Origin of the sequence: Chitinophaga cymbidii, assembly GCF_007992715.1 — a bacterium.
In the GTDB taxonomy this organism is placed as follows: Bacteria; Bacteroidota; Bacteroidia; order Chitinophagales; family Chitinophagaceae; genus Chitinophaga; species Chitinophaga cymbidii.
The window spans coordinates 2,159,601-2,184,744 of sequence record NZ_BKAU01000001.1 but is presented as its reverse complement, the minus strand read 5'-3'; the positions used below and the strand labels follow the sequence as shown (position 1 = coordinate 2,184,744).

Here is a 25,144-nt window from a genome sequence, read left to right as displayed (position 1 = left end):
GATGGAAGGACAGGCAACACTCAACAGAAGGAATTTCATCCGCCTCAGCGCGCTCACGGGCGGCGGGCTGGTACTCGGATTCAACTACTTCCTTTCCTCCTGCACCACAGAGCAGGGCAGCGGCCAGGCATTCGACCTGAACGCTTTTGTAAGGATCGACACCAATGGAAAGGTCACCATCATGAGCCCCAACCCCGAGATCGGCCAGGGTGTGAAAACATCACTGCCCATGCTCGTGGCGGAGGAGCTGGATGTAGACTGGAAAAATGTGCAGGTAGAACAGGCTGGACTGGATACTGAAAAATATAGCCGGCAGGTAGCCGGCGGAAGCGGCTCCGTGCGTGAAAGCTGGGAATCTTTCCGGCAGGTGGGCGCCACCGCCCGGCAAATGCTGATCAACGCGGCCGCCGCGGCCTGGGCCGTATCGCCCGGCGAATGCACTACCGAAAACGGCATGGTGGTGCACAAAACGAACGGCAAAAAAATGAGCTATGGCAAACTGGTAGAAAGCGCGTCCACACTGGAAGTACCGAAGGACGTTAAAGTGAAATCCGAAGGATCGTTCAGGCTCATCGGCCAGCGCATTCCTAATATCGACAACCATGCGATCGTCACTGGTCAATACAAATACGGCATCGACACCAAGCGGGAAGGCATGTTATACGCCACCATCATCCGCCCGCCCGCCTTCGGCATGACGCTTGAATCATTCGATGACAGCGAAGCAAAAAAATCCGCCGGCGTCAGCCAGGTGCTGCGCATCGAAAACAAGATCGCCGTATTGGGGCGGTCCACCTGGGAAGTGATGCAGGCAGCCAAAAAAATAAAGGCCCAATGGAAAGACGACGGCACGCTGGAAAGCTCCGCGGACATGACGCAAAAGCTCCATGAACTGCTGGCCAAAGCCCCCAAAGATAAACCGAGGCGGAAAGACGGCAATATTGCACAAGCCTTCGCCTCCGCTGCAAAAGTGGTGGAGCTGGATTTTGATGCGCCCTTCCTCGCGCACAATACGATGGAGCCGATGAACTTTTTCGCGCATGTAAAAGCGGACGGCGCCGAGCTGCACGGGCCGATACAATTGCCGGAAAGGGCCAGAAAGCGCATTGCCGAATTATTGAAGCTGCCAGAAGAAAAAATTTCGGTGATGATGACCAGGATGGGAGGCGGATTCGGCAGAAGGCTGATGACGGACTTTGTGGAGGAAGCCGCGCTGGTGTCGCGCGAAGCGGGCAATATTCCGGTAAATGTAATATGGTCGAGGGAGGATGATATGACAGGAGGATTTTACCGGCCGATGTACAGCTATAAATACAAAGCCGCGATAGATAAAGACAACAAACTGATCGCCTGGCACCACCATTCCGCCGGCGTAGGCGGCTCCGCCAGTCCGGACAGCTTCCCCGCGGGAGCGGTCGCTCATTACCAGGTAGACACGCATTCGTACGAAACACCCGTGAGCACCGCCCCCTGGCGCGGCCCCACCCACAACTATATTGCATTTTCAGAGCAGTCGTTCATGGACGAGATCGCCCATCAAACCGGGAAAGACCCCGTAGCACTGCGCCTGGAGCTGCTGGAGCAGGCCAAAAACAATCCGGCGGGCAAAGTGAATTACGAGCCGGACCGCTTTGCGGCCGTGATCAGAAAAGCCGCGGAGATCAGCGGCTGGGGAAAGCCTAAAGCAGCCAATATCTTCCAGGGCTTTGCCGCGCATTTTTCTTTTGCAAGTTATGTGGCGCAGGTGGCGGAAGTGGAGAAACAGGCAGATGGAAAAGTCAAACTCAAAAAGATGTATTGCGTGGTAGATTGCGGAACAGTGGTGAACCCCAGTGGCGCGGAAACGCAGGTGGAAGGCAGTATCATTGATGGAATAGGGCATGCCATGTACGCGGAGCTGACGCTCACGAAAGGCAAGCCGGACCAGACCAACTTCCACGCCTATCGCATGATCCGCATGAGCGAAGCGCCGGAAGTAGAGATACATTTCATAGACAGCAAAGCGGCCCCCACCGGCCTCGGAGAACCGGCCCTGCCACCGGCGGGCGCCGCACTGGCGAATGCCGTTTTTGCCGCGTCCGGCGTGCGGCTGAAGAATCAGCCTTTTATTAAAAGTGGTTTGTTCGCATGACAGCAGCGCCGTTATATTTTGATTATTGCGCCACCACGCCCTGCGATCCCCGCGTGGTAGACGCCATGCTGCCGCACTTCACCAAAAGTTTCGGCAATGCGGCCAGCAAAGACCACCGCTTTGGCTGGCTCGCGCGGGAAGCCGTGGAGCAGGCCAGGGAACAGGTAGCGCGGCTGATTCACGCCGCGCCCCGGCAGATCGTATTTACTTCCGGCGCAACGGAAGCGATCAACCTCGCACTGAAAGGTCTTGCCGAAGCAAACCCATCCGGCCGCAAGCACATCATCACGGCAAAAACAGAACACCGCGCGGTGCTGGACACCTGCGCTTACCTTGAAACAAAAGGTTTTACCGTTACCTACCTGGATGTAGACCATGACGGCCGTGTAGCGCTTGATGAACTGGAACAGGCCATCAGCCCGGAAACGCTCTGCATCGCACTGATGTACGCCAACAACGAAACCGGCCTCATTCATCCTGTTAAGGAAATAGGGAACATCGCGCAAAAACACAGCGTTTATTTTATGTGCGATGCCACGCAGGCCGTCGGTAAGATCCCTGTAGACGTTACCTCCGCGCACATCGACCTGATGCCGTTTTCCGCACACAAGCTGTACGGCCCGATGGGCACAGGCGCTTTGTTCATCCGGAACAAGATCAACATCCTCCAACAACATCACGGCGGCAGCCATGAAAAAGGCATCCGCAGCGGTACCCAGAATACCCCCGGCATTGTGGGCTTCGGAAAGGCCGCCGAGATATGCTACCGTGAAATGCGGGATGAAAGCATTGCATTGACAGCATTGCGGGATAAAATGGAAAACGCCTTGCTCGCAAACATCCCCGGATCATCCGTCAACGGAAAAAACGAACGGCTGCCGCATGTAAGCAATATGCAGTTTCCCGGCGTAGACAATGAACAATTGCTGCTCGCCATGTCCAGGCACCTTGCGCTTAGCCGCGGCAGCGCCTGCAACGGACTGGTGCAGCATCCTTCACATGTGCTGCTGGCCATGGGCCTCACGCCGGAAGAGGCCGGACATTCCATCCGCATCAGCCTCGGCCGCTTTACAACGGAAGCCGAAGTCAATGTTGCAGTGAAGCTGTTGAGTGAAATGACGCGAAAGCTGCAACAGGAGCAGGAACCGGCGCCACGGGAAATCTATTAAGTAAAACATTCAGATATGAAGGAGCTAAAACAGATCATCCACGCCTTTTCGCTCGCCTGCAAAAATCGGCAGCGGGCCGCACTGGCAACCGTGGTGCACGTAGAAGGCTCCTCTTACAGAGGGCCGGGCGCGCGCATGCTGATCACAGAAGACGGCATGCTGACCGGCGCCATCAGCGGCGGATGCCTGGAAGGCGACGCCCTGCGGAAAGCGCTCACGGTGATGATGGAAGGCAAGCCTTTGCTCACCACGTATGATACTTCGGATGAAGAGGATGCCGTGATCGGCGTGGGGTTAGGCTGCAATGGCATCATCCGCGTGCTGATAGAACCACTGGCACCGGAAGATGAAGCCGGCCCGATGGCGCTGCTGCAACAGGTGATAGCGAAAAGACAGCCATCCGTGCTGGTCACTTTTTTTTCGATGGATGAAAAATGGAGCCCCCGGCAAGGCACCCGCTTGTTATTAAAAGAAAACGAAACGCCAAAGCAAGCCGGCGACCTCCCGGCAACGCTGTCCGCAATAACAAAAGACGCCGCCAACATCTTCGAAACAAAAACGCCCGCTTTCATTCAATATCCAACCGGCGATTCCGCATTCATCGAATACATCGCCCCGCCCCTTTCCCTCATGATCGCCGGGGCCGGGAACGACGTGTTCCCGCTGGTGCAGATCGCTGAAGTACTCGGATGGGATGTTACACTCATCGATGGACGGCCGAATTACGCCAACGCCCGCCGCTTCCCGACCTGCAAACTCATCGTTACAAAACCGGAAGAAGCGCTGCGCGATCTCGTACCGGATGATCAGACCGCCGTTGTGCTGATGACGCATAATTATGAGTACGACAAAGCCATACTGAAAGCCATGTTGCCCTTGCCGGTAAATTATATCGGCATGTTGGGCCCGAAAAAGAAGCTTTCCAGGATGCTCTCCGAGCTGGAAGTAGCGGACGAACACCTGTCCCGCATTTTTAGTCCCGTTGGACTGGACATTGGCGCGGAAACCGCCGAAGAGATCGCGCTCGCCATCGCCGCCGAAATAAAAGCCGTCTTCGCCGGAAAAACCGGCGTGCACCTGCGCAAGCTTCCGGGCGGTATCCACGACAGGAACACCGCGATCGTAGCCTCATCCACACATTGAATTTTCATGAAGTACAGCACTATCATACTGGCAGCGGGAACGTCCAGCAGGCTGGGCACACCGAAGCAATTACTGCAATTCAACGGCGATTCCCTGCTCAACAATGCTATCAAAGCCGCAAAGCAGGCAAATGCCGCCGAAACGGTAGTAGTGCTCGGCGCCGCCGCGGAAGTTTTAAAAGATGAAATAAAAGACAAGGATGTAACCGTACTGCTGAACACGCAATTCACGGAAGGCATGGCCTCCTCCATCCGCTGCGGCGTGCAATACCTGGAAGACAAAACAGATCATATCCTCCTGATGGTATGCGATCAGCCGCATGTAAATGCAGCTCACCTTTCCGCCCTGCTAAAAAAGCACCAGGCCACCGGCGCGAAGATCACCGCCAGTTTTTATGCGGACAGAAAAGGCGTGCCGGCACTGTTTGACAAAACTATTTTCCGGGAACTGCTCGCGCTACGTGGCGATACCGGCGCGAAGCATATCATCGAAAAATATGCGGATGCGGCAGTGGTGCCGTTCCCGCAGGGGGTTGTTGATATTGATACGGAGGAGGCTTACCGGGGTCTGACAGACTGATCTTCGCGGGAGATCTTCACCGGCCCCAGCAACCCCGAAGGCAACAACTCCGCATCCTTCTTCAATTTGATATTCGTGCGGGTCAACCGCTTATCCTCCGGCAGCAGCGCGTCACCGATCAAACGGTTCGGCCACAGGTTGATCACTTCTATTTCCAGCACATTGTTCTTCTCCTTCACCGCTTTGCCGATGTCCACCCGCCACGGATGCGTCCATACAATGCCTAGGTCTTGTCCGTTCAGTTTCACCGAAGCGATGTTCTTCACCACGCCCAAATCCAGGTACAGTTTTGTGCCGGGAGAAGGCATCGCCTCCACATCAAACTGTTTATGATAGGTAGCCGCGCCGGAATAATATTTGATCCCTTCGTCGGCATGCTGCGTCCAGTCGGTTAATGCCGGGAAAACCACCGCAGCCGGGCCTCCCCACTTTTCATCAAACCTCACCTCCCAGGCGCCCTTGATCTCCTGCAAGTCCGTGATCGCCGGGAAGTCTACGATCTTGCGCGTCTTCGCCGCGCCGGAAAAGATAATGAATAGGGAACCGAACGGCTCAAACTCCAGCGGAATAACAGTTCTGCCGGACGATGCCTCCCAGCCGCCAAGCTCCCGCTTCTTTCCGGACACCGCATCCCACAACACCGGCTGCTTGCCCTTCACCCTGAAAGTAGCTTTCACCTTTTCAGGACGATTGTTGCGGTTGGCAACGAAATAAATATCCGTATCACCGTCGCGGCGGTGGATAAAATCGATGAACGCACGCTCATCATCATATTCAAAGTCCGGCTGAACGCCCGCTTTCAGCAATACTTCACGAATACCTGTTTGCGCATGCACCCGTTTGTTCGTCCATATTTCGTCAGCTATCTTCCGCACTTCCGCGTCGCATGCAGGATAGTTATGCAAGCCGGAGGCCTGTTCCGGTTTCGGGCCGATGACGGTGGCCCCTGCCTGTACCAGCTCTTTTATCTTCCTTATAACAGGAACGGGCATTCGTTTATCATCCGGCAGCACCAGCACGCGGTAGCTCATGCCGTCCGGCAGCATGATGCGGCCATTGCGGACGGACAGCCGCGTCAGCAATACTTCCTCGTTACATACGTCATAATCATATCCTTTGCCGAGGGATGGATCTGTATGCTTAGGCTCCACGATGTTAGGCGCCGCATCGCCGTTATAATACAGCACATCCGCCACAAACAGCCCCTGCCGCAGGAGGTACTGGCAACGCGCGATATACGCCAGGAAGGGTGCCGACTGGCTCCACCATGTTACATTGGGATTGAAGTGCGTACCGGCGCCATATTCATATCCCGGTTTGCCATCCTCCGGACGTGTAGCCGTTGACGTGTGCACGAGGAAATGATTGATGCCTTCGCAAAAAGCACGGTCTGCCGCCTGCTTCATGTTCCCCGGGTAGTCCAGCCAGTGCCGGAAGGAAGTGAATGATTCGGCGGAGGCGGTTTTCTTTCCATAGATGTGCGCGGCGGAGGCGACCATTTTGGTGACCTTGTTCTGTCCGCCTTCCAGCCGTGTGATGCCGTAGGACTGCTTTTCGTCCAGCCCCCCCTCTTCATCATGCCGCAGGCCAAGCCAGAATTCGCCGGTAGGCAGGTCGCTTCTGCCGAGGTTCTTCAGCGTATCCATGCACATGGTGCCGGAGCGGCTCGGGCCCGCGCCTTCATTCCGCACCAGCAAGCCGTTTTCATGGCAGCGCTTTGCGAAATGAGCGTAATGTTCATCCGCCATCATGTCCGCCACCGTTTTGCGGTAGTCATGCAAAAAGCGGTCTGATATTTCAGCGCTGCCAACGATATATCCGTTCAGCACGGGGAGGTAAGGCTTCGGATCATACTTCCTGTAAAACGCGAATTTTTCCAGGATGCTTTGCGTCCAGTTAGGGAAGCCATCTTCAAAGCTGTCATCGCCCAGGTATTGCAGCGTTTTGCCGGTCAATGCGCCGGCTTCGCCGATGATGGGCGCATGCAGATTGTCGAACTGGATATCCACCGCTTTGCCATTGAACCAGTCTACCGACAAGCCATTGGCTTCCGGCTGCGCGATCAGCAGCTTTGAGCCGGTCATGCGGTGGCCGGTGCGCAGGATGATCCATTTGCCGGCGGGCACATCCCATTCCAGGTGCCCGTCCGCAGCCACCTTGTCCGTGATATCGATCACATCCTGCACCGCAATGGGACGGTCGCCATCCTGCGATGTCCAGGGTTCCAGCACAGGGTTCATTACATCTTTTGCCTTGATGAAATTGCTGGCGTCTTTCCGGTTCGTCTTTGCCGGCAGCGATGCCTTCAACGGTCCGCGCAGGCGCGAAAGCGTTTCATCCTCCACCCGGAAAGCCACCACCGCCGTATCCCGGTAATCGAGTTTTTCCAGCGGCAGATCAATATACTCCTTGAATCCCGGGGGATTGAAAACATGATCATACCCGTCCCGGTTACCGGGCAAAGGCAGCTTGCCGGAAAATTGTTGCGGGCCGTTGACAGCCAGTTTCGATTGCAGGAACCACCGGCCCGCGAACTCCGGTGTTATCCACGGACCGCCCATGCACCATCCGGAAGAAAAATTCACGCCCACTACAATGCCAAGCCTGGCGGCTTCTTCCAGCGCATGCCGGTATAAAGCGCGCCATTCGGCCGACAGGAACTTTGCGCCCTGCGGCACCTGCGCGCCGCCCAGTCCGCCCGAAGTATTAATAAGATACACTTCCCCAAACCCCTTTGCCCTGAACTCCTCCAGGTCGCGGGTGATCCCCTCCTTATTTACAAGCCCGTTGAACCACCACCAGTAACATCCGGGCTGATATGCTTGCGAAGGGGACAGGAAATTACGGTAAAGGTCTTCTTCCGGAAGCGGGGCGCCGAGGGCGAACCCTGCTTTATTGGCCAAAGCCAGCAGCCCGATATTGGCCGCCGAAAACGTGGATAACTGGATAAACTTTCTCCGGGAAACAGGCATCGTATTAAATATATGCGATCAAATAATAAAAGGAAATTAAACAATTTTTAACTTTTTTAAAGTTCGATGATCTGAAACACATCGGCATCCTGTACTGTCTGTCCTTTTTTGTTTTTGCTATCATCGTATAAGATGAAGTACTAACTTTAGCTCGATCACCGGCGCATGATGCCGCCAGATGATAGACCTAACTACAGGCTTAATATACAGGGGGAATATAAAATCACGACTGTGGCCAATACAGTATCCTGCGATACTTTATCAGATAAGGAACTGATCAGACTTCTCGTAACGGGGAGGCAGGACGCCTTTACCGAAATCTATAATCGTTACTGGGAAAGGCTTTTTGCTATCGCCTATAACCTCACCCGGGATCAGGTGCAGGCGGAGGAGATCACGCAGGAGGTTTTTATCAGCCTGTGGGACAGGAAAGAAGAAATACAGATCGATACGCTGAACGGGTATCTGGCCACGGCCATCAAATTCTCCGTCTTCAAACACATCGGCCGCCAGCGGCGGCGGCTTCAGATCGTCAGGGATAATTATGCAAGGTGGTCTGTGGATGAGGAAGAAGAAAAGATATATGCCCGTTTTCTGAAAGAATATGTAGAAGGGATCGTAGAGCAGCTGCCGGAGAAATGCCGGCTGGTATTCGAATATAGCCGCCGCGACGGGCTTACGATCCCCGAGATCTCCGAAAAAATGAACATCTCCCCCAAAACCGCGGAGGCGCATCTTACGAAAGCGCTGAAAACCATCCGGCTGAACCTGAAGCAATCCGCTCCCATGCTTCTGCTGCTGCTGTATAATCAATGACGTTTTCCAGCAGCTGCGTAAAAACGGTTAAGCCGTTCAGCCCGCAGGCAACCGCCCCCATTTGCTACGCCACCTATAAAGCTCCGCAACTTCCGGAAAAAAATTTTCCACCCACACTAAGGGATCAGCGCCAGTTATGGTACTTATATAACGGCCTGAGTTGCTAAATCGATTTTCTAATGATGCAAGACAGAATTCAAGAACTCGCCGGAAAATACCTCAACGGCACAGCCACCGAAGAAGAACGGCAGGAATTGCTCACCTGGTACCGCCATGAAGCCGGTAAAACATCGGAATGGCCGCTTGCATCACCGGAAGAAAAGACGTTGTTGAAAGAACGGATGCTCGGCAACCTATTGCAGCACATCGGCAAAACAAAGCCCCGCAAGCGTTTCACAATGCTGAAATATGCTGCTGTATTCGTTCTGCTCATACTTTCCGGCCTGATCGCCCGCAAGCTGTTCCATAAAACACCGGCGCAGCAATCGGCGCAGATCATCACCACCGGCTATGGGGAACGTAAAAAGATCCAGCTGCCGGATGGCACCATGGTATGGCTGGGCCCCGCCAGCACTTTAACCTATCCGGAAAAATTCATGGCCGGCAAACGGGAAGTCACCATGGAAGGCGAAGCATTTTTTGAAGTCATGAAAAATGAAGAAATCCCCTTCTTTGTGCACACCGGCAAGCTCAGCACCCAGGTGCTCGGCACGTCCTTTAACGTTCACGCCTATCCGGCCGATGCGGATGTGAAAGTGACCTTGCTCAGCGGTTCGGTGCTGCTGACGCAGGGTACGGTCCGCCAGAACCTCCGGCCGCTGGAACAGGGCGTCTTCCATAAAACAACAGGCGGGATCGATGCTTACAGCTACCCGGATGCGGCCGCCATGCTGGAACGCAGGGCTGGCAACATATCGTACAGTAATATCACCGTAGCGGCCGTGGCAACAGACCTGGAACGGATGTTCGGCGTGAAAATAACGACCGATCCGTCAACAAGCGGATGTGTGTTTTACGGCAGGCTGAAAAACGGTGAGGATATCGATGCATTCCTCAGCAAGCTATGCATTGTGGTAAATGCGAGGTTAATCAAAAAAGGAGAACAGTATATCATTACGCAAGGGAATTGCCGATGAAAAAATAACAATCGACCAAAATCCTTTCATACCCCGCGCCGGCAACAGGGAATGAACAGGGAAGCTCATTTCACGATCAGCGCATAACGGATGTGCGAATACCAGCCTCCATCCGTTACAGCCATTATCTAACATTTAAATACACGTTAACGTATGAAAAAAAACTATGCCCTGCCGGGCAGGAGTAAAGTGCTGTGTTGCATGAAGCATGGCCTCTTTATTTTCTTCCTGCTGTGCTCCACTGCCCTGACGGTGTTGGCAGGCTATGCAAACGCCCAGGAGTTGCTGGACAAACAGGTGACCATCAGCCTGAAAGACGAACGGCTTGGGCCGGCGCTCGAAAAGATCGCCAAAGCGTCCGGTGTAAGGTTCACCTATAACGGCAAAGTAGCCGGCAGCCCCGTCAAAGTAACCATATCCGCAAAGAACACCCGACTGAAAGAATTGCTGGACCAGTGTTTCAGCGGCCATCCACTGAGCTACAAAGTGCTGGGCGACGAAATCTTTGTACAATACGACGCCGCCGCATCGCCGCCGGCCGCTCCGGTGCAGCAGCGTGTACTCACCGGCAAGATCTACGATGAGAACGGCGGCCTGCCCGGCGCAACGGTAAAAGTAGACGGCACCACCCGCGGCGCGGTGACCGATGCGGAAGGAAAGTATACCCTGCAGATCAATAACGACAACGAGGTACTGGTATTCTCATTCCTCGGCTTCATCACACAGCGGATCACCGTGGGCAAACGAAGCACGCTGGACGTGAAGCTGGCGCCCAATCCCGCCAACGCCCTCGGGGAAGTGACCGTCGTTGCCTTCGGCGTACAAAAGAAAGAAAGCGTGATCGGCTCCATCACCACCATCAACCCGAAAGATCTGAAAGTACCCTCCAGCAACCTGACCACCGCGCTGGCAGGCAGACTGGCGGGCGTGATCGCTTACCAGCGCAGCGGTGAGCCGGGCGCGGATAATGCGGACTTCTTCGTACGCGGCATCACCACCTTCGGCAACAACACCCGCCCGCTCATCCTCATAGACGGCATCGAACTGACGACCACCGATCTCGCGCGCCTGCAGCCAGACGATATCGCCAGCTTCTCCATCATGAAAGACGCCACCGCCACCGCGCTCTACGGCGCCCGCGGCGCCAACGGCGTGATCCTCGTTACCACCAAGCAGGGCGTCGCCGGTAAAGCCAAGATCTCCTTCCGCCTCGAAAATTCGATCTCCGCCCCCACAAAAAATATCGAGCTGGCCGACCCGGTCACTTACATGAAGCTGCATAACGAAGCCGTGCTCACGCGCAACCCGCTCGGCACCCTTCCCTATACCCAGGAAAAAATTGATAACACCGCCGCGGGCATGAACCCGCTGGTTTATCCCGCGAACGACTGGCGCGAAATGCTGTTCAAGAACAACACCATGAACCAGCGCGTGAACCTCAACGTCAGCGGCGGCGGAAATGTTGCCCGGTACTATGTGGCCGGCTCTTTCAGCAGGGATAACGGTATCCTGAAAGTGGACAAACGCAATAACTTCAACAACAACATAGATCTGAAAAACTATTCCCTCCGCGCCAACGTCAACATCGACCTCACAAAATCCACCGAACTGATCGTACGCCTCAGTGGTAACTTCGACGACTATACGGGACCTATAGACGGCGGAGCGGGCATGTACCGGAAGATCATGCAGGCCAATCCCGTGCTTTTCCCCGCTTATTACCCGGTGGATGATCAGCACATCCATGTACGGCATATCATGTTCGGCAACTATGGCGAACGCGGAGAATACCTGAACCCTTATGCGGACATGGTGAAAGGCTACCGGGACCAGTCCCGCGCCCAGATGCTCGCGCAATTCGAGGTAAAGCAGGATCTCAGCGCGCTGGTGAAAGGGCTTTCCGTGAGAACGATGGTGAACACCAACCGCACGTCCAACTTCGACGTGAACCGCTACTACAATCCTTTCTGGTACAACATCGCCAGCTACGACCGCCTGAGCGACAGCTACACCATCTCCAAGATCAACGATGACGGCACGGAATACCTGGGATACAACGAAGGCCCCAAAACGCTGAACTCCACTTTCTACATGGAATCCATGCTGAACTACAACCGGGAGTTCAACAAACACGGCGTCAGCGGCCTGCTGGTATTCATCACCCGCCAGAGCCTCAACGCCAATGCCGGCGACCTGCAGCAATCGCTCCCTTCGCGGAACGTGGGGCTGTCCGGCCGCGCCACCTATTCCTACGACAACCGCTATTTCGCCGAGTTCAACTTCGGGTACAACGGCTCCGAAAGATTCTACAAAAGCAACCGCTTCGGCTTCTTTCCTTCCGGCGGCGTGGCATGGAGCGTTTCCCGTGAAAAGTTCTGGGAACCGCTGCTGCGCACCGTGTCTAACCTCCGCCTGCGGTACTCATACGGACTGGTGGGCAACGACCAGATCGGCACGGCGCAGGACCGCTTCTTTTATCTTTCCAATGTGGACATGAACAGTTCCGGCAGGGGCGCGCGTTTCGGGCGCGAGCTGGACGAATTCAAGAACGGCATTTCCGTATCGCGCTATTCCAACACCGAGATCAGCTGGGAAACCGCGAAGAAGCAGAATATCGCCATGGAGCTGGGGCTTTTCGGCAAGATCAATGTTATCGCGGAATATTTCTCCGAATACCGCAACAACATCCTGATGACGCGCGACGCCATTCCCAATACAATGGGGCTTTCCGCGCCGATCAGGGCCAATGTGGGCGAGGCTTCCGGCCAGGGTGTGGACCTTTCGCTGGATTACGGGCAGTCCTGGACAAAAGACCTCTGGCTGTCCGTCCGCGGCAACTTCACCTATGCCACCAGCAAATACCGCGTGTATGAAGAGCCGCAGTACGCGGAATTCTGGCGTTACCGCGTAGGCAATTCGCTCAACCAGCAGTTCGGTTACATCGCGGAGCGCCTGTTTGTGGACGACAAGGAAGCGGCCAATTCTCCCCGCCAGGAATTTGGCGCGGTGTACGGCGGCGGCGATATCAAATACATGGATGTGAACAGGGACGGAAAGATCACCGAAGCGGACCAGGTGCCCATCGGGTATCCGCTGGTGCCGGAGATCATCTATGGCGCGGGCTTTTCGCTGCGTTACAAGTATTTCGACCTGTCCGCCTTCTTCCAGGGGGCCGCGCACCAGTCATTCTGGATAGACGCCAACGCCACCTCACCTTTCAAGCGGGACACAGACATCCCCGCCCAGAATGAAACCCAGCTGCTCAAAGCCTATGCGGAAAGCCACTGGTCTGAAGACAACCAGGATATCTACGCCATCTGGCCGCGCCTCAGCGCAACAGTGAATAACAATAACAACCAGACCAGCACCTGGTTCATGCGCGACGCCGCGTTCATCCGCCTGAAACAGGTGGAAGTGGGATATACCCTGCCACAAAGCATCCAGCGCCGGCTGCACACCAGCAACGTGCGCATCTACCTCACCGGCACCAACCTGCTGCTGTTCAGCAAATTCAAGATGTGGGATGTGGAAATGGCCGGTAACGGACTGGGATATCCTGTACAACGTGTGTTCAACATCGGCGCTAACGTGACCTTTAACTAATCAGACATGCACATGAAAAAGATAATGATCCTCATTGCGCTGACAGCTCTCGGCTCCTGCGCAAAATACCTGGATGTAGTACCCGATAATATTTCCACGATAGACAATGCATTTACCATGCGTACAGAAGCGGAGAAGTTCCTGTACACCTGTTATTCATATATGCCCAGGGACGGTGATCTCACCGCGGACCCTGCCATCCTGGGCGGGGATGAAATGTGGGCGCTGACAGATCCAGGCTTCCCGGAGTTTGACCATAACATGTTCAACATCGCAAGAGGATTGCAGAACACGGTGAACCCCTACGGCGAGGGCTCCTGGGTAAGCCTCTACAGGGGCCTGCGCGATTGCAACATCTTCCTCGAAAACATCGGGAAAGTACCCGACCTGGAAATCAACGAAAGAAAGGAATGGATCGCCGAAGTGAAATTCCTCAAAGCCTGGTACCACTTCTACCTCCTGAGAATGTACGGCCCCATTCCCATCATCAAAGAAAATCTGCCGATAGATGTGGACATCGCGAAGGTAAAGGTCTACCGCGATCCCGTGGATTCCTGCTTCCAATACATCACACAGCTGCTGGATGAAGCGAAGAACGAGCTGCCCCTGAACATCGACAATCCCGCAAAAATGCTGGGGCGCATTACCCGGCCGATCGCCTACTCCCTCAAGGCAAAAGTGCTGGTAACCGCCGCCAGCCCGCTTTTCAACGGCAACAGCGATCAGGCTACCCTTAAAAATAACAACGGCGTGCAGCTGTTCAACACCACGTATTCCAAAGACAAATGGGATTCCGCCGTGGTAGCCTGCCGCGAAGCGATCACCGTTTGTCATGATGCGGGCCTCGCACTATATGAATACCGGCCGAACGTGCAGCAATACAAGCTCACGGACACCACCACCACGCAGCTGAGCCTCCGGAACGTATTCACTGAACGGTGGAATAGCGAGATCATCTGGGCCAACACACAGAGCATCGCCAGCCTGATACAGCGCGTAGCCACGCCCAATGTGGACCACCGGTATATCGATAACCCGCGCATCGTGTCCGAACTGGCGCCGCCGCTGAAGATCGTTGAAATGTTCTATACGGATAAAGGCGTTCCCATCACGGAAGACAAAACATGGTTCGCCAATAAATACGCGCTGCGCAGCTCGGGCGCCGGCGAAGAGCTGCATATCAGGAACGGCTACACGTCGTCTGCGCTGAATTTCCGGCGCGAGCCCCGCTTCTATGCCAGCCTGGGATTTGACGGCGGCGTATGGTACGGACAGGGGCAGTATGACGATTCCCAGCCCTCCACGCTTTACTACGTGGCGGCCAAGAAAGGCCAGCCCAATGGCAAAACGAACCCGGACAAAGGATCAATGACCGGCTATTTCATCAAAAAGTACGTGCATTTCCAGAACACCCAAAGCTCGGGCGTAACAGACTACACCATCACCTCCTATCCCTGGCCGATGATGCGCCTCGCGCACCTGTACCTCCTGTTTGCCGAAGCGCTGAACGAATCGCAGGGGCCCTCGCCGGAGGTGTTCCAGTATGTTGACCTGGTGCGCAAACGCGCGGGGCTGGAAGGCGTGCAATACTCCTGGGATACCTGGTCGAAATTCCCGGGCAAATACGCTACGCAGGACGGCCTGCGCGAGATCATTCAGCGCGAGCAGCTGATAGAGCTGGCGTTTGAAGGACAGCGCTTCTGGGACCTCCGCCGCTGGAAAACCGCTATCAGCGAGTACAGAAGGCCGGTGGAAGGATGGGACATCCAGCAGTCGGTAGAATCATTCTACTATCGCCCTAAAGTACTGATCAATCAAACGTTCAGCCTTAAAGATTACTTCTTCCCGATACGCGAAGCCACCATCGTGAACAACCGCAACCTCGTGCAGAATATCGGCTGGTAAATACTGATCCTTAAAACGCAAACAACATGAAGCAACTATTATATACCCTCTCAACCTGTTCCGCCCTCTTGCTATGGGCTGGCTGCAAGGAAATGGACAGGCTCGACCATATCGATCCTTCTACCGCCATTCCGCAACAGATCAGCAACGTTAAAGTAACAGGCACACCCGGCGGCGTGATCCTCACTTACACCCTGCCCAAAGATCCGGGGCTGCTGTATGTGAAAGCGGAATATGACATCCGGCCCGGCGTGCGCATGGAATCGAAGTCCTCTATCTACTCCGATACGCTGAAGCTAAGCGGCTTCGGCGATACCAGCCATTACGACATCCGGCTGTACAGCGTGGGCAAGAATGAAAAAGCCTCCGAGCCGATCACGGTGTCGGTTGTTCCGCTGATGCCGCCGGTGCGTACCGTGTTTGATTCATTGACGATCGAAGCGGCTTTCGGTGGTGTGAAGATGCGGTTCAAAAACCCGCAGGAAGCGAACCTCGCGGTGGTGTTGCTGGCGGATACCAGCGGCCAGGGATTCTGGACGGAGCTGCAGGCATTCTACACCCGCGCGCCGGAAGACGTATTGTCTTTCCGCGGCCTGCCTCCCACCGAAAAACGTTTCGCGGTGTACCTGCGCGACCGCTGGGACAACCGGTCAGACACGCTCTTCGCCACCCTCACCCCCTTCTTCGAAGAACCGGTGCCCAAGCCATTTACCATTCTGCGCCTCCCTACAGACACGAATGAGCCGGTAGAATCGCAGTACCCCGTGGAGAGAATGTGGGACGGCGATATCGGCAGCATCTTCGCCTCCAAGCATAATACCCTTACTCCCCAGTGGTTCACAATAGACCTCGGCGCCCCCGTGGTGCTGAGCCGCGTGAGAATGCACCAGCGCCTCCCGAACTATACCCTCACCGGCAGCAATGTGAAGATGTATGAGTTATGGGGTTCCAATGATCCTGATCCGGACGGCGGATGGAACAACTGGCAGCTGCTCGGAAAGTTTTCCAACTACCAGCCCTCCGGCACGCCTACCGCGGAAGAGATCCACGCCGCGCATGTGCTCGGGGAAGATCATGACCTGGACTTTGTTCCGCCGGCATACCGCTACGTAAGATGGAAAACGCTGGCCACCTACGGCGGCGGGCCGCAGGTCACCATTGCGGAGATCTTCTTCTGGGGACAGATACAGTAACGACACAAAACGAACAACATGAAAAGACCATCATATTTCCTGATAATGACCTGCATCGTAGCCGGACTGCTGGCTGCGTGCAAGAAAATGGACGACAACTACAAGGATTTCCTGGAGCCGGGCGGCATCATCTATCCCGGCATCGCCCTGAACCCGCAGGTGCATCCCGGCAACAACCGCGCAATGATCTCCTGGCTCCGCGGGCCGGACCCCCAGGTGGTGAAAGCGCGCATCTACTGGAATAACCGGACGGATTCGGTGGAGCTGAACATCGGCGCAAAAGAGGATACCATACGGTATACTTTCACCAGCCTCCAGGAGAACGACTATACTTTCAATATCCGCACCTTCGATGAAAAAGGCAATGCATCCGTGCCGGTGGAAGTTTCCGGCACCGTCTTCGGTGAAAGGTACCAAAGCAGCCTGCTGACAAGAGCGCTGAACGCCAGCACCCTGAACAGCGACGGCACCATGCTGATCGAATGGGGCGCCGCCGATACCGTGAGCGGAGCCATCGCCACCGAGGTACGATATACCAACACCGCCGGCGATGCGGTAACAAAACGGGTGGATGCGAAAACCGATTCCACGGAAATAACAGATTACCAGCCTAACACTCCTTACAGCTATAGGACTTTGTTCCTGCCGGATTCGCTGGCGATCGACACGTTCTATACTGATTTTGTGGAACAGATGCCGGCGTCAAAGATCGACCGGTCCGCATGGGTAGCCACCGCCAGCACCTTTGAAGCAACCGGTCAGATGCCCGTTGGCGGCCCGCCGGAGTTTGTGCTGGACGGAGACCCATCTACCTACTGGCACTCCCGGCACACGTCCAACATCACCGGATACCCGTACTGGCTGGCATTTGACATGAAAGCAGCCGTGCAGGTAACACGGGTGGAACTGATCTCGCGGTCGGATTATCTGAATGCGGACTTTACGGAGTTTTCCATACAGGGAAGCGATGACGGTGATACGTGGGTAACTTACGGAACGTTCGCGCTGCCGGACATCACGGGGCCGCAATCGTTCAACATCACGGGAGCGCCGGTGATGAAGCACATCAGGGTGTACATGACCAAAGGCCCAACCGTCCATTCCCACCTTGCGGAATTTGCGGTGTACGGGGTCATACAATAATTTCTTTAACGGGAGCTGGCAGTGGCCGGCTCCCGTTTTTTTATTCAATGCCGTCAGGGTGATAATTCAGGCAACGGTACACGAGGAACTTCCGCACTACCTTGCCGCCTCTCTTACAGATCACCGGCGGCAGGGGATGCACCTCGGTGAAATATTCTTTCAAAGTAGCCACAAACGCCTTTTCGTCCTTCTCATCACCTACTTCCGGCGTTGAGTTGATAAAGAGCGCGTTCTTTCCCGCCAGCGCATCCAGGTCCGTACCCACATAATCAAACTGCAAAGCCGATTTTTCCAGGATGTTCTGCCCGTAGACCATCTCATCAAAATAAAAATTCAGTACCGCGCTGGTCTTGTAACTGTCCGCGGAAAACAGGAAATCATCCGGGTACTGCGCCCGCAGCGTTTTAACAGACTTTGCCATGTCGCCCCAGCCCATCCATACATCATCCGAATTGACCGGAACCGGGTAGAAAAGCAGTTCCACCGCCATCGCAAGATGCACGATCACCGCCACGATCTGCTGCCAGCGGATGTACTTGTAAGAAAAGTAAACGCTCACCCAGATAATGCCGCTGATGTACGCCGGCATCATCCAGTTCAGCTTTACCCAGTAGATAGGGGAGATCACAAAGAAGCCGAGGAACATGGGGAGAAAAAAGCAGAGCAGGAAAAGTTTTTTCGGCGGCACGGCGGCAATGCGCAGCCTGTATTTGCGTACCGTTTTATATAACATTACGAGCAGGCCGAAGAACAGCACCGGCAGGAGGATGGCAGCCTGGTGGCCCACTACGCCCAGGAAGTCCAGCGGCCGCACTTCAATGCCGCCTGTACGGCCGGTGGATTGAAATTTGAAAGAGGCCATGTTGTGCTGGAGGTTCCAGATGATAACGGGACTGCTGACCAGCAGCAGCATCACCACGCCAATCCAGGGCCATGGCGACCACAGCCATTTGCGGTGCCGTGCCGAAAAGAGGAGGAACAATAAAAGTCCGAACGGCAGAAACACTGCGGTATATTTACTGTCAAATGCCAGCCCCATCATCACGCCCGCCCAGATCCAGTATATTTTTCTTTCCTCAAAGACGGCCTTGTAAAGACAGATCAACGTAAGCGCCCAGCAAAGCATCAGCGGAACATCAGGGGTAGACACCAGGGAAAGGATGGTGATCATCAGCGTGGGGAATAGCAGCAACAGGGCTTTTTGCGTATTGTGCCGGCTGAGGAACAGCAGGGACAGGCGGTAAAAGCAGACCATCGTAAGGCCTGTAACCACGGTATCCGCCAGCTTGATCGCAAAAACCTTTTTCCCGAATAGGGTGGTGAATGCTTTCAGCAGCCAGGCGATGGCCGGAGGATGATCATAATAGGAAAGCGCGGGATGCTCGCCGTAGAAAGAATAATAGGCGTCCTGCGGCATGAGCCCCATGGCGCCAATAAAGATGATCCTTAGTGCGAGGATAATAAACAGCGCTGCCGCGATGAGCTTATTCTCCTTCAACCAGGCTGACAGACCTGCAATATTCATATTAACAAGATAAATATAATCGTTAAATAACGAATCAACGTATAAATAAGTTGTATAACTGAAAAATACGTTATACCTTCACGGCAGTATTCAATCAATATACATGGAGGAATTAACCAAAACGGAAGAAAAGATCATGCAAGCCTTGTGGAGCATGGGAAAAGGATTCGTAAAGGACATCATCGAACGGCTGGATGAAGAGCCGCGCCCCCCTTACACCACCATCTCCTCCATCGTGCGGATACTCGAATCCAAAGGGTTCGTGACGCACAAGGCATATGGTAAAACGCATGAGTACTACCCCGCCATTTCCCGGGATGAGTACCGCAAAAGTACTTACCAGCGGATGATGAAGCAATACTTTGACAACAAAACTTCCAGCCTGCTGTCTTTCCTCGTGTCAGAAAAAAAACTTAGCCGGAAAGACATCGACGAACTGAAGAAATTCATCGACCAACAATCCCGCTCATGATCGCTTACCTGATTACCACCACCGGCAGCCTGCTTTTATTTTACGCGCTTTATGCGGTAGCGCTGCACAGGCTCACCTTTTACCGCTGGAACCGCTTCTTTATACTCACTGTTATTGCGCTTTCCCTGCTCCTTCCTTTATTGAAGATGCCGGAAAGCCCGGTAGCCAGGGTGTACAGGCAAGTACCGGGATTCACGTCTGTCGGGGACACCGCAAGCGAAGCCATGATCACCGCCGCTGGCGGTTCAACTAACATTATCGCCTATATTTATTGGGCTGGTTTTCTGTTGATGTTGATCGCGTTCATGCTGAAGGGCTGGCGGCTGTACCGCCTGTTTCAAACCGGTGAAAAGGAAAGGTCAGGGCCACTGACAATTATCCGGACGGAAACGCTCAACGCTTCTTTCTTCCGCACCGTATTCCTGCAAAAAGGATTGCCCACCGAAGAAGAAACGATGGTCCTCCGGCACGAAGCCGCGCATGCCGGGCAACTGCATAGCCTGGATAACATCCTCATGGAACTGCTGAAGACGGTCTGCTGGTTCAACCCCGCAATATACCTTTTTCACCGGCGGCTGAAAGAGCTGCATGAGTATGAAGCAGACCATGCCGCCGCACAGCAGCATGGCAAAGCCGGTTACGCCCACCTGCTGATACGCCTCACCACCACAAAAGACATCCGGTTGCTGAACCTCTACGGCGCACATCCGGTTAAAAAAAGAATCCATTCTCTCTTTCAATCAAATACTCATCAAATGAAAAAATCTCTGTACCTGCTGATACTGCCATGCTTTGCGCTGGCCATGTACAGCTTTTCGCCGCTTGCGAACGGCAGCGCCAATGACAATGGCGTTGTGCTGAAAAAAGAAAAAGAAGGAAAACGGCTGATCATCCATCCACGAACGCTGCTGGGCGAAAGCGCTTCCTGGGAAGCACTGGAAAAATTCGAGGAAAATACTTTCCCGGAATTGCGCGCGGCATTCCTGGAAGACACCTGCCAGCTGCAGATCACATCGAAAGTGATGGGAGAAAATAATAGTGTGAAGGAACTGGGGATTTCGCTGAAAGGTAACCACGGCGGCGTGGCGAGCGTTTACCGGATAGATTACATGATAAAAAATAACGGCTATATCGTCATAGGTTATAACAGGGTGGAAAAAACATTATATGTGCACGGCGCGACAGAAAAGGAAATGAAGGGCCTGTAAATTCAATCCGCCTGATAAGGTATCTTCACCAGCATTTCCACATTCCGCTCGTCTTCCACTTCAATCCCGAAACTGCCGCCATGCATCTCTGCGATCAAAGCAATGAGCTGGCAGATCCGCTGGTCCATGAAGGCGCCGGCATGCAGCAGGTTCTCGGGTGTAAATGTTTTAAGCGTGGATGATACGGTGCCATTGGCCGTGTACCGCCCGCTGATGATCAGCTGGTCTTCCTCAAAAATAAAACGGAGGACCGGCTGGTCGTTCATCATCGCGTTCCGCATCATCCGGTAGGCCATGTTGAGCACCAGCTGCTTCAGCAGCAACTCATCCACCTCCGCTACTTCATTGTCCGTATTCATCTCAAACGACACGCCCTGCCCGAACAAAAATGCATAGCGCTCGTCCTGCAAAAATGTTTCCAGCGTATGGATGAGGTTCACCGGCGCAAGATGAGGTCTGAGCGTATTGTTCAGGATATGCTGCACGATCTTTACATTCTGTAACTGGAATTCCAGCTCTATCACCTGCAATTTGATGAAGCCGGCCTGCCGGTTGATCTTCTCCGCCGAGTCGGGTTTTGCTCCATACATTTCGATCAGCTCAACACTGGAAAGTATACCGGCGAGAATAGACCGTAACTCATGAAAAACATCATCGATCAGCCACTTGTTTTCAGGAAGATTGCGTGTTCCCGTGGAAGATTTCATTATATACCCCTTATTTTTTGTATTCAGTTTCAAAATTCAATTAGACTGCCTGGCATTGGTCGCCATAACGTGTTCTTACAAAATACTATTTTTTCTGACGCAAAGATATATTATAAATAATCATAAACAATAAGTAAAACGTTGGCCCTTACAGCTTATAACAGTCTGTTCCTATAAAATGTTGAATGACAGCCTTCTTTTTAAAAAGCATTTTTTTCTCCTCGCAAAGTATTGGCGGCCGTGAGGAAGATGATCCGTAAATCCAGGTAAACGGACCAGTTTTCCATGTACCAGATATCGTGCTCCACCCTTTTCCGCAGATGCAGGGTATCCGTGATCTCGCCGCGGTAGCCGTTCACCTGCGCCCAGCCGGTGATGCCGGGCTTCAGAAAGTGGCGTACCATGTATTGCTGGATGATGGCTGAATATTCCTCCGTGTGCTTGAGCATGTGCGGGCGCGGCCCTACAACGGACATGTCGCCAAGCCATACGTTGAGGAACTGCGGCATTTCGTCCAGGTTCGTTTTGCGCAGGATGCGGCCGATCTTCGTGAAACGTTTGTCGTTCCGCGTGGCCTGTTTGGAATTGGCGTCCTTGTTCACATACATACTGCGCATCTTCAGGCAGCGGAACGAACGGTTATTTCTTCCCGTTCGGTGCTGGATGAAGAACACCGGCCCTTTCGATTCCAGCCGTATTAGCAGCGCCAGCAGCGGAATGAGCCAGCTCAGCAGGAAAACGATCACCAGCGTGCTGAACACAATATCGAAAATACGCTTGCGGATGCGGTTGGCAATATCGTCCAGCGGCTCCGCGCGCAGTGAAATGATCGGGATGTTGTTGAAGTAATCCACATGTATCTGCCGGTTCACGAACATCTTGAAGTCCGGCACAAAACGGAAGTGAATGAAATGCTGCTCCGCTTCATACGCCAGCGTGTACAAATACGGGAACTGCTCCGGCGACAGCGTGGAGTAGATCTCCCGGATGTTGTTGGATTTCGCGTAGGGCACACAATCTTTCAGATTGCCTATTACCGGGTAGTAGGACAGCTCATGCACCTTACTGTACTCCTCGAAGTAGCCTTCCATTTTCAGGTTGCTCTTTTCCGCCAGCAGGTTGTCCGCCAGCTGTTTGGACATTTCATTATATCCCAGGATCACCATCTTCCTTTCCACGCCCTTGCTCCGGCGTATGGAATCCGTGATCCAGTAGAACAACAGCCGGTTGATGACCACGGCGATGATGAACATCGAGCAATACATCATCACAAAAAAGCGCGAGTATAACTGCTGGTAAAGGAAGAGGAACAGCAACAGTATCAACAGATACATCAGCACGCTGTGCGCTGTTTTCCGCGCCATCTTCTCGTATGACAATTGCTGGCTCACGGAATATAATCCCGATGTATATAAGGAGATCGCCCAGGCGATGTTGGATACGAGCAGCAGTGCGTCCGCTCCCTGGTGCACCTGCAGGTCATACTGCCGCAGGCCGAAGCCGGCCAGGAAAAAGATGCCGTTCAGACAAATAAAATCAAGCACTATGATCTGAACAAGGAATATTTTCAGATATCTGTACAACATAATTCTAACGGTTGACGATGGTTTCTTCAAATCGGGCCATGACCCGTGATATGGACAGGTGTTCGATGGCATAGGCGCGGGCATTGCTCCGCTGTTCCGTCATATTCTCCGACAATGCTTCGCGGATGCCTTCCGTCAGCGCCTGCTGGTCTTCCGCGCGCACCAGCACACCCATGTTCTGTTCCTTTACCAGCTCATACAGGCTGGAACCGGGATTGGCGGTGATGAGCGCCAGCCCCCCCACGGCCAGGACCGTTGTGAGTTTGGAGGGCATCACCAGGTCGCTCGCGCTGGCTTTTTGTATAATGAGATGCAGGTCCGCCATGTTCAGGAAGCTGTTGAACTCTTCCAGCGGCTGCAGCGGCAGGAAATGCACGTTTTGCAATGCCAGCTCTTCCGCCAGCGCTATCAGTTTCTCTTTGTAAGGCCCCGAGCCGCATATCACGAACCGGATATCTTTCAGGCTGGCGGCGGCATGCAGAATGGCTTCCAGCCCCTGCTTCTCGCCGATGGCGCCGGAGTACAGCACCACCTTGTCTCCCGGCGAAAAGCCGTAATAGCTTTTCAGCTGCTCCCTGTTGTCCAGCGGATGAAACTGTTCTACGTCCACCCAGTTCGGGAAAAAGCTGACCTCTTTATCCACTTTCTCCGCGATCCTGCGCATCATGCCGCCGGAAATGCTGCTCACGTAATCCGCTTTGCGCAGGATGAATTTTTCCAGGTTGAGCATCATGTTGATGATCTTATTGGAACGGATCATCTGCAGGTCTCGCGCCGCTTCTATCTGAAGGTCCTGTATATGATAGAGGAATTTTGCCTTACGCAGCTTTTTGTACATCAGGGCCAGCAGTCCGAGATGGAAGGCGGGCACCACGCTGATCACCAGGTCGTATTTCTTGCCGGGGAGCAATTGCAGCAGCTTGAAAAAAGCGGATACGGCAAAAGTGAAATCCAGCATGATCCGTTTTTTGCCGGACGGCTTGGCAGGCACATACTGCGGGCAGCGGTAAACCTTCAGCCTGCCGCCGCTTGCTTCCTCCTTCCGGTACCAGGATTTCAGCCGGTCATACGGCTTCTGCACTTCCCATTGCGGGTAATATGGATAGCTGGTGATTACCGTACAGTCGTATCCGTTATTAGCCAGCCAGCTCATCATTTCGCCGTTGAACTTCCCAATGCCGGTGGGTTCCGGTGCGTAGTTCCCTCCTATCAGCAATAATCTTTTAGTCATGTTCTTCATTTTTCATCACCCGTTCCCTGACGGCCGCGGCGGGATTGCCGGCGTACACGCGCCAGGGTTCAAGTTTCTTTGTAGCCACGGAATTCACCGTGAGTATGGCATGCGATCCGCAGCGCACACCGGGGCAAACCACCGATTGCGCGCCGATCCATACCCCGTCTTCCAGCGTAATGCCGCCGAGGCGGTACGGAAAATCGCTGCGCGTGTAATCATGGTTGCCGGTGAGCAGCAGCGCGCCCTGTGAGAGGCATACGTTGTCGCCGATCGTTACGTTTTCCAGGTTATCGATCCATACGCTTTCACCGATCCAGCAATGATCGCCGATGCTCAGGCGCCAGGGGTTCTTTATCCTTACTTTCGTTTTGATCACAAGCCCCTTCCCTACTTTCGCACCGAAAAGCCGCAGCAGCCCGCTTTTCAGGCCGTAAGGCCAGGGGAAGGCGCTGTTCAGCACGTAGTAGTTGACAAAATACCAGGCGAGCACTTTCCATTTCGGGCCGGCCACATAGTCGCCGGTGCGGAAGCTGGACAAATCCGTTTTCACTTTCTTATGCCCCGGATGAACTCCATTGTCGACCTGTTTTGTCAATGGCTGGATGAAGTCTTGCATACTTTT

The 25,144-nt window shown here is 54.1% G+C and carries 18 protein-coding genes; 12 read left to right on the top strand and 6 right to left on the bottom strand.

Features of this window, described 5'->3' with window-relative positions:
- The first annotated feature begins 1 nt into the window (after nt 1).
- Genes CCY01nite_RS08945 through CCY01nite_RS08930 form a run of 4 tightly spaced genes read left to right on the top strand, consistent with a single transcriptional unit; the run spans nt 2 to nt 5,022 of the window.
- Entirely contained in the window at nt 2-2,131 is a 2,130-nt protein-coding gene (locus CCY01nite_RS08945; RefSeq protein WP_146859814.1) for a xanthine dehydrogenase family protein molybdopterin-binding subunit, read from the top strand.
- Nucleotides 2,128-3,300, top strand: a complete 1,173-nt coding sequence (locus CCY01nite_RS08940; RefSeq protein WP_146859812.1) for a cysteine desulfurase family protein — start codon at nt 2,128-2,130, stop codon at nt 3,298-3,300. The genes CCY01nite_RS08945 and CCY01nite_RS08940 overlap by 4 nt, the downstream gene beginning before the upstream one ends.
- A 15-nt stretch (nt 3,301-3,315) precedes the next feature.
- Nucleotides 3,316-4,443 (top strand): XdhC family protein, encoded by a 1,128-nt coding sequence (locus CCY01nite_RS08935; protein ID WP_146859810.1) that lies wholly within the window; start codon nt 3,316-3,318, stop codon nt 4,441-4,443.
- A gap of 6 nt (nt 4,444-4,449) precedes the next feature.
- Nucleotides 4,450-5,022 (top strand): nucleotidyltransferase family protein, encoded by a 573-nt coding sequence (locus CCY01nite_RS08930; protein WP_146859808.1) that lies wholly within the window; start codon nt 4,450-4,452, stop codon nt 5,020-5,022.
- Here the strand turns inward: CCY01nite_RS08930 and CCY01nite_RS08925 are convergent.
- Nucleotides 5,001-7,994: a glycosyl hydrolase gene (locus CCY01nite_RS08925; RefSeq protein ID WP_146859806.1), complete on the bottom strand. Its 2,994-nt coding sequence runs from the start codon at nt 7,992-7,994 to the stop codon at nt 5,001-5,003. The two genes, CCY01nite_RS08930 and CCY01nite_RS08925, sit on opposite strands and share 22 nt — an antisense overlap.
- A 231-nt stretch (nt 7,995-8,225) precedes the next feature.
- Here CCY01nite_RS08925 and CCY01nite_RS08920 point away from each other — a divergent pair, with 231 nt between their 5' ends.
- From CCY01nite_RS08920 to CCY01nite_RS08895, 6 genes are all read left to right on the top strand, one after another.
- Nucleotides 8,226-8,810, top strand: a complete 585-nt coding sequence (locus tag CCY01nite_RS08920) for an RNA polymerase sigma-70 factor (RefSeq protein WP_222614332.1) — start codon at nt 8,226-8,228, stop codon at nt 8,808-8,810.
- A gap of 179 nt (nt 8,811-8,989) precedes the next feature.
- Entirely contained in the window at nt 8,990-9,946 is a 957-nt protein-coding gene (locus tag CCY01nite_RS08915) for a FecR family protein (RefSeq protein ID WP_146859802.1), read from the top strand.
- Nucleotides 9,947-10,099: 153 nt separating this feature from the next.
- Entirely contained in the window at nt 10,100-13,549 is a 3,450-nt protein-coding gene (locus tag CCY01nite_RS08910; protein WP_246129893.1) for a SusC/RagA family TonB-linked outer membrane protein, read from the top strand.
- Between the two features lie 12 nt (nt 13,550-13,561).
- Nucleotides 13,562-15,454 carry a RagB/SusD family nutrient uptake outer membrane protein gene (locus CCY01nite_RS08905; protein WP_146859800.1) on the top strand — a complete coding sequence of 631 codons (1,893 nt, stop codon included), beginning with the start codon at nt 13,562-13,564 and terminating at the stop codon, nt 15,452-15,454.
- A 26-nt stretch (nt 15,455-15,480) separates the two neighbouring features.
- Nucleotides 15,481-16,647: a DUF4959 domain-containing protein gene (locus CCY01nite_RS08900; RefSeq protein WP_146859798.1), complete on the top strand. Its 1,167-nt coding sequence runs from the start codon at nt 15,481-15,483 to the stop codon at nt 16,645-16,647.
- A gap of 18 nt (nt 16,648-16,665) precedes the next feature.
- On the top strand, nt 16,666-17,790 hold the full coding sequence (locus CCY01nite_RS08895; protein ID WP_146859796.1) for a DUF4998 domain-containing protein: 1,125 nt from the start codon (nt 16,666-16,668) through the stop codon (nt 17,788-17,790).
- Between the two features lie 40 nt (nt 17,791-17,830).
- On the opposite strand, the gene CCY01nite_RS08890 is transcribed toward CCY01nite_RS08895, so the two are convergent.
- The gene (locus CCY01nite_RS08890; protein WP_146859794.1) at nt 17,831-19,315 is read right to left on the bottom strand and encodes a glycosyltransferase family 39 protein; all 1,485 of its coding nucleotides are present in this window, start codon (nt 19,313-19,315) and stop codon (nt 17,831-17,833) included.
- 103 nt (nt 19,316-19,418) lie between these two features.
- Between CCY01nite_RS08890 and CCY01nite_RS08885 the strand changes: the two genes are divergently transcribed.
- On the top strand, nt 19,419-19,787 hold the full coding sequence (locus CCY01nite_RS08885; RefSeq protein ID WP_146859791.1) for a BlaI/MecI/CopY family transcriptional regulator: 369 nt from the start codon (nt 19,419-19,421) through the stop codon (nt 19,785-19,787).
- A complete protein-coding gene (locus tag CCY01nite_RS08880; RefSeq protein ID WP_146859789.1) occupies nt 19,784-20,995 on the top strand; it encodes a M56 family metallopeptidase in 1,212 nt (403 codons plus the stop codon). The genes CCY01nite_RS08885 and CCY01nite_RS08880 overlap by 4 nt, the downstream gene beginning before the upstream one ends.
- A gap of 2 nt (nt 20,996-20,997) precedes the next feature.
- On the opposite strand, the gene CCY01nite_RS08875 is transcribed toward CCY01nite_RS08880, so the two are convergent.
- From CCY01nite_RS08875 to CCY01nite_RS08860, 4 genes are all read right to left on the bottom strand, one after another.
- Nucleotides 20,998-21,702, bottom strand: coding sequence for a nitrogen regulation protein NR(II) (locus tag CCY01nite_RS08875; protein WP_146859787.1), 705 nt, complete (start codon nt 21,700-21,702; stop codon nt 20,998-21,000).
- A gap of 200 nt (nt 21,703-21,902) precedes the next feature.
- On the bottom strand, nt 21,903-23,288 hold the full coding sequence (locus tag CCY01nite_RS08870) for an undecaprenyl-phosphate glucose phosphotransferase (RefSeq protein ID WP_186830976.1): 1,386 nt from the start codon (nt 23,286-23,288) through the stop codon (nt 21,903-21,905).
- A gap of 4 nt (nt 23,289-23,292) precedes the next feature.
- The gene (locus tag CCY01nite_RS08865) at nt 23,293-24,519 is read right to left on the bottom strand and encodes a WcaI family glycosyltransferase (RefSeq protein ID WP_146859783.1); all 1,227 of its coding nucleotides are present in this window, start codon (nt 24,517-24,519) and stop codon (nt 23,293-23,295) included.
- Nucleotides 24,512-25,138 carry a WcaF family extracellular polysaccharide biosynthesis acetyltransferase gene (locus CCY01nite_RS08860; protein WP_146859781.1) on the bottom strand — a complete coding sequence of 209 codons (627 nt, stop codon included), beginning with the start codon at nt 25,136-25,138 and terminating at the stop codon, nt 24,512-24,514. The genes CCY01nite_RS08865 and CCY01nite_RS08860 overlap by 8 nt, the downstream gene beginning before the upstream one ends.
- Nucleotides 25,139-25,144 lie beyond the last annotated feature (6 nt).